The sequence below is a fragment of the Undibacterium sp. RTI2.2 genome (assembly GCF_035018705.1).
Lineage (GTDB): Bacteria > Pseudomonadota > Gammaproteobacteria > Burkholderiales > Burkholderiaceae_D > Undibacterium.
In genome coordinates, this window is the sequence record NZ_JASJXN010000086.1 from 1 (window position 1) to 4,585 (window position 4,585).

Here is a 4,585-nt window from a genome sequence, read left to right on the forward strand (position 1 = left end):
GCAGATGAACTGAGAAAGAAATCAATAAGAAGGACTGTAGGAGAGCGCAGTACCCCGATATAGAGCATGAGCCAAATGAGGTTAATTTAAGGCGCGTAAACGAATTTTGACGTTAATTGAGTATTTGCATCAAAACAGCCATTGATTTTCAATTCAAAGATGCCATGTTTTTTCAACCAAAATTGCCACTAATTTTCATCTCAAATCTACGATTGAATTGCATCAATAGACATCGCAGGTTCTTAAGATCGACATGAATATTACGCAATGTCTAAATGCAAAATAGCCACTGGAGGGGAAGTTCAAACTTTCCCTCCAGTGGCTATTTTGCGTAAGAACTTTACGATCGCAAGCGAACTAGCGACCGTAAGCGGCCAGCGCCTCTACATTGCTTCGCGGCTTAGCTTTTAGAATTTGGTTGGTATTGCCATGCTATCGGCGCTGACTTGCATGAGCGGCTGGACATCGTTATTCAGTCGATCTCTGAGCGAAATGATATTAAGAAGAAAGCGTCTGAGAAAAGATAATTTTTTGGTGATTAATTAACGTTTCATTTGGATCTTGCTGCATTTCCTAGGCAGGCTGGAAAAAAGTGGCAATCGATTTACTCGTTATCAGATAATTTCAATAAACGCAGGCGACGAACCGAGCAGTACAAAACTACTTCTCGTTGCTGATCCCGAAAAGTGCGTATTTTCAAGTCATCGATGCGGATGAACATGAGTATGTCCTACCAGTGAATATTTCTCTTTTTTGATGTCTACCGGTACCACATGTACATTGCCATGCCGAACCCCGGTTTGTGAAATGATGGCATCAGCGCAGGCGCGTACCTCGGCCATTTTTCCTTTCAGCACGACGGTTTCTAAACAATTGTCATGGTCCAGATGGATGTGTTGCGAGGCGATAGCAATATCGTGGTGCTCATGCTGCATGTGGGTCAGACGATTGGCTAATTGGCGCTCGTGATGGTCATAGACATAGCTGACGGTTGCTACGCACCATTTGGCTTTTCCGGTGGCGACATCGGCCTCACCCAATTCTTTACGCACGAGATCACGAAAAGCCTCAGAGCGGTTTAAATAGCCTCTGCTTTCTACCAACCGATCAAAAGCATCTGCCAGATCGTCATCGACTGAAATGGTTAAGCGTCGCATCTTTTACCTCAACAAAATAAAGAAATTTTTTTATCATGACTCAAGTGTGTTCACCATACCGCAGTCAATCGTCATGATGACAAAGACCATTGTTCTCGCAAAGCTCATATCGACTGGTCTAATTTCAAATCTGAAATATGCTGCTCAAAAATTGGCAATTAAATTCACTCTCAACGAGCGCGATTCGATCGGATGAAAGTGTTTATCAAATACCCCCGCTGCAGGTTCACCCGGTAATCTTGATACATAAGCGTAGTCGATGGCTGAGTCTTGGCGGTTGGTTAAATTATAGCCTTCAAGATCTACCCGCAGCTTAGGACTAATCTTGTAGCCGATGCGTCCGTTAAGAGTTACTGTCCGATCAGATCGAACTGAATTATCCTCAATTAATGGTCTTGGTCCAAAGTAGCGTAACTGCAAGCCTCCAAAATAGGGACCTAGGTTGTCAACCGCAAGTGCCAATGAGGCAACACCCTCAACTGAGCCTGGAATATAAGCACCCACAACATCAAAATTCCGATAGCGAGCTTTTGCAAAAGCGATATCCGCGTCGATTGTCAGCCACTTAAGCGGTTTATAGTAGTTAGAAAATTCAAAACCTAGTCGCCGGCTTGGGCGTCCTGTATCTTGGGTCGTACCCGCATCCCCTTGGAACAGCAATTCTGAATCAAGATCGAGGCGGTACACCGAAAGGCTGGTTTGCAGACCTTGGATCAACTCAGTTCTGACGCCGAGTTCTAAACCGCGAGATAAAACCAAGGCGGACTCGCGCGTGGCACTCATGCTTGCATCATGCGGATTGACTGAAATTGTGGCGCCCCGAGCATCGTTGCTATGAAAACCGCGACCCATATTAAAGTAATATTCGGTTTTGTCCCAAGGGCCAAAAATAAGACTTAGTTTCGGGCTGGGTAAATGTTCTGACACGGTATTAGAATTAGCAATAAGATTACTGGTGACATTATTCCGATAGAAATCCTCTCTGATGCCCGCAATACTTCTAAATTTATCAGTCCATTGGGTCGCATTTTCTGCATACAAGCCCAAGCTAGTTTCAACGGTATGATCCTCTCGTGTTGTGGATAGACGCTGCCGGTCTTTAGTCGAATACAAGCCGTTATGGATATTGTCGTTCTGAAATTGTAGCCCAACCGTATTCTCAGATTGACGTCCCATCAACGGTAGTTTCCACGTATGGCTCGCATTGAGAGCCGTTGTGACCCGTCGGTCTGGCTGGTTAAATTGATCACCATTAATAGGGTCGTCTAAAAAATAGGTGAAATTAGAGTACAGATCAAGTTGGTTATTAATTACGTAGGCATTGAATTTTGTTGCTGTTGTCTCTGTGGTTTTTTGCCATCCAGTAGATAAGCTGTAACGGTGAGCGCTGCCACCATCGCTAGGATCAATTACATCAAAACGATTGGCAAGTAGGCCAGAATCAATCGCACGCTGTGGAATCTGATCAGTAGAATTCCAATGGGCTCGGTAAGCCATCAAACTGATATTAAATCCGTTTGCCTCAGTACCCTCGCTGTAACGCAGTACACCGTTTACTTTACGATAGTCATCGCCGTGTACAAATGGACCATCATTATGAAATAACTCCAAAGCATAAAGTAGATTGCCGTTACCGAATTTTGGTGAGTCAGCTAACAAGGTACGAGCAAATCCATTTTGTCCCACACCTACACTAAAAATTCCTTGCGGGAGTCGATTTGCATAAGCCACGCTGACCGATCCGGCTGACGCAAAATCTCCCTGTTGCGCATCATAAGGGCCTTTGCTGTAATCGAGTCTAGTCGCTAATTCGGGTATTAAAAAATTGACATCAGTCCATCCTTGTCCATGAGCATGGGTGCGCTGGTTGACCAACATACCGTCAACTGTAGTGCGCAGATCCGTGCCGTGATCGAGATTAATGCCGCGCAGATAGAACTGATTAGCTTTTCCTTCGCCGCTATGTTGGCTGACGATGAGTCCAGGCGTTGCTTCTAGCAGTTCACCCGGGCGATATACGGTACGAGCCTCTAATTGCTGCTGCGTTACCACCCCTACACTTGCAGCGCTAGCAATCCCGATCTGGCTATTTCGTGAACCCTCCACTACAACGGACGGAACTGTCTCATCCGTTTCTGCGCTCCAAGAAGGCGCAGCTATACAAGGCAACATGGCAATAACTAATGATATTTTTTTCAATTGAAAGTAAGGTAGTTTCTTTTGGAAAATATTGTCCATTGCTGAATGTCCCTCTTGGAATAATGATTAATTAAAGCAATAAATTGGGTGATTGAGAACAAAAATTCTCGATGTATGAATAAATAAATATTATTCATATCAGTATTTGTACGTTGAAGCTATAAAGTCGGATTCAAGCTTGAGGATAAATTTTTATTTGATCTAAAATAATTGTATGGAGAATATGCGTACGTTCATACAATATAAAAACGTTCCGTTATTCAAAGGATACCTAAAAGATAGAAAGTAAATTTGACGCTCCGTAAAGTACAATTTTCTTTGTATTTACTCAACTTGTCTTTAGTGGGCTAGAACAATAATGATCTTGTTTTTAGATTTTGATGGTGTTTTGCACCCAGAACCCTGCTACCAAGAGGCGCAGTTATTCTGCCACTTGCCGCGACTAGAAAATGTCTTAAGAGATTTCCCTGATGTGCATATTGTTATTTCCAGCACATGGAGAGATAAACGTTCAATCACTGAACTCAAAGCATTCTTCTCCGAGGATATTGCCGACCGGATCATCGGTACGACTCCAGCCTGGAGAGAAATCCCAGAGATTATGGATACGATTGGCTATCAACGACATGCGGAGATTGAGGGTTGGTTGAGACAATCTGGTCGGCCATGGATAAACTGGCTGGCAATTGATGATAAACCCTATCTTTTCAAGCCGTTTCTAAAAAATCTGATTAAAACCGATTCACTGACAGGCTTCGATGATCAAGCCGAAGAGCGGTTAAGGCGTCATCTCGCAGTAGCCTCGCGTCCATGCTAAACACTTACACGCTACGTAGTGTGACTCTAGCAGAAGCTAATATAGTTGCTTCCTATCGCTACTATCGGGAACAAGAAAACCAAGACGACAAGGCTGCTTATATGTTCTGGCTTAGTCACGCTATCGGTGATGGCCGCTACATCGGACTATTGGCCGAGAGTAACGGTAAGATAGTCGCCAGTGCAGGTATGACGTTACTTGATTGGGGGCCGACACGCGGCGATCCTAATCCCTACCGCGCCAGAATCGTGAATGTCTACACGGAACCGGCGATGCGTCGTCAAGGAATCGCCAGAGTCCTAGTTGAACGATTGCTGACACTTGGGGAGCAACGCGGCGTTGGTGCACTTCAAACTCGAAAAGCGGTGATGTTACGATGCGGCCTCAATTTTACTGATCGCCCCGATGCCCA

At 44.5% G+C, this 4,585-nt stretch carries 4 protein-coding genes; 2 read left to right on the forward strand and 2 right to left on the reverse strand.

The window, feature by feature from the left end:
• Positions 1 to 701 precede the first annotated feature (701 nt).
• Both nikR and QN395_RS20925 read right to left on the reverse strand, forming a co-directional pair.
• A complete protein-coding gene (gene nikR, locus QN395_RS20920) occupies positions 702 to 1,157 on the reverse strand; it encodes a nickel-responsive transcriptional regulator NikR (RefSeq protein ID WP_323492981.1) in 456 nt (151 codons plus the stop codon).
• 144 nt (positions 1,158 to 1,301) lie between these two features.
• On the reverse strand, positions 1,302 to 3,395 hold the full coding sequence (locus QN395_RS20925; protein WP_323492982.1) for a TonB-dependent receptor: 2,094 nt from the start codon (positions 3,393 to 3,395) through the stop codon (positions 1,302 to 1,304).
• A 319-nt stretch (positions 3,396 to 3,714) separates the two neighbouring features.
• On the opposite strand from QN395_RS20925, the gene QN395_RS20930 reads away from it, so the two are divergent.
• Positions 3,715 to 4,173, forward strand: a complete 459-nt coding sequence (locus QN395_RS20930) for an HAD domain-containing protein (RefSeq protein ID WP_323492983.1) — start codon at positions 3,715 to 3,717, stop codon at positions 4,171 to 4,173.
• On the forward strand, positions 4,167 to 4,585 hold a 419-nt coding region (locus QN395_RS20935), incomplete at its 3' end, for a GNAT family N-acetyltransferase (RefSeq protein WP_323492984.1). The genes QN395_RS20930 and QN395_RS20935, both read left to right, overlap by 7 nt.